Annotated in this window: 1 protein-coding gene; it reads left to right on the forward strand. The window is 75.4% G+C overall.

Annotated features, from left to right (window positions below; all coding sequences use genetic code 11):
* On the forward strand, positions 1-1,482 hold a 1,482-nt coding region (gene thiD, locus D8M35_RS16105; protein WP_126892713.1), incomplete at both ends, for a bifunctional hydroxymethylpyrimidine kinase/phosphomethylpyrimidine kinase.

Below are 1,482 nucleotides of genomic sequence, written 5' to 3' on the forward strand. Positions count from 1 at the left end.
TCATGACCGCCGCGGGGACCGCCGCGGGCTCGACGTCGCCGGTGCGGACGGGACCGACCGGGCTGCTCGTACCGCGGGTCCTGAGCATCGCGGGCACCGACCCGACGGGCGGCGCCGGACTCCAGGCGGACCTCAAGGCCATCGCGGCGCACGACGGCTACGGGATGGGCGTCGTGACGGCCCTGGTCGCGCAGAACACCCACGGCGTCCGGTCGGTGCACGTCCCCGACGTCGGGTTCCTCCGCGAGCAGCTCGACGCCGTGTCGGACGACGTGGTGGTCGACGCCGTCAAGATCGGGATGCTCGGCACCGTCGAGGTCGTCCGCACCGTCACCGACTGGCTCCGCGCACGCCGCCCGCCCGTGGTCGTCGTCGACCCGGTGATGGTCGCGACGAGCGGCGACCGGCTGCTCGACCGGCAGGCCACGGCCGCGATGGGCGACCTGCTCGCACTCGCCGACCTCGTGACGCCGAACCGGGCGGAGCTGACCGACCTCGTCGCGCTCGCCGGGGGCACGGCCTCGAGCCCCGTCGATGCAGCACGGCTGGTGGCCCGCCGCTGGGACGTGCTGGTGCTCGCGAAGGGCGGGCACGACACCGGCCCGACCGCCGACGACGTGCTCGTCCGACCCGACGGCACCGCGCGCACCTTCCGGGGGCCGCGCGTCGACACCGCCAACACGCACGGGACGGGGTGCTCGCTGTCGAGCGCGGTCGCGACGCTGGTCGCACGGGACGGCGACTGGGAGCTCGCGGTGGGCGAGGCGAAGACCTGGCTCACCGACGCGCTCCGCGGTGCCGACGCCCTGCGGGTGGGCACGGGCAACGGACCGGTCGACCACGGCGCCCGCACCCGAGCCGCCCTGCCCCCGGTGACGTGGACGGACCGCTGGTGGGCGGACGTCGCGGAGACCCTCGAGACGACGCTGTCCTGCGCCTTCCTGGTGGGCCTCGCCGACGGCTCGCTCCGACCGGACGTGTTCGCCGGGTACCTCGCCCAGGACGTCCACTACCTGCGGGCCTACGAGCAGCACCTCCGGAGGCTGGCGGCGGCCACGGACGGCGACACTGCAGACGACGACGCCGCGGCGTTCTGGGCCGCGGCCGCCGCGGGCTGCGCCGACGAGGCACGCGACCTGCACCACCGCCGCCTGGCCGGCACCCACGCCGACGACCCGGTCCACCCGACGTGCGCGGGGTACCTCGCCCACCTGCAGGACGCCGCCGACAGCGGGTCGGTCGGGGTGCTCGCCGCCGCCGTGCTGCCGTGCTTCCGGGTCTACGCCTGGGTTGGCACGCAGCTGGGCCGCGCCCCGGAGGGACACCCCTTCGCGGACTGGCTGGGCGCCTACGGCGACCCGGCGTTCGCGGCGGCGAGCGCCGAGGCTACCGCACCGAGCGGAATAGCGTCGGGGTGGGAAAGAGTGTGCCTCTCTCGTTCGAGTTCCGCTGTGGGCGGTGGAGTGCACACAAGCGCAGAGA

It is taken from the genome of Curtobacterium sp. HSID17257 (genome assembly GCF_003989515.1).
In the GTDB taxonomy this organism is placed as follows: Bacteria; Actinomycetota; Actinomycetes; order Actinomycetales; family Microbacteriaceae; genus Curtobacterium.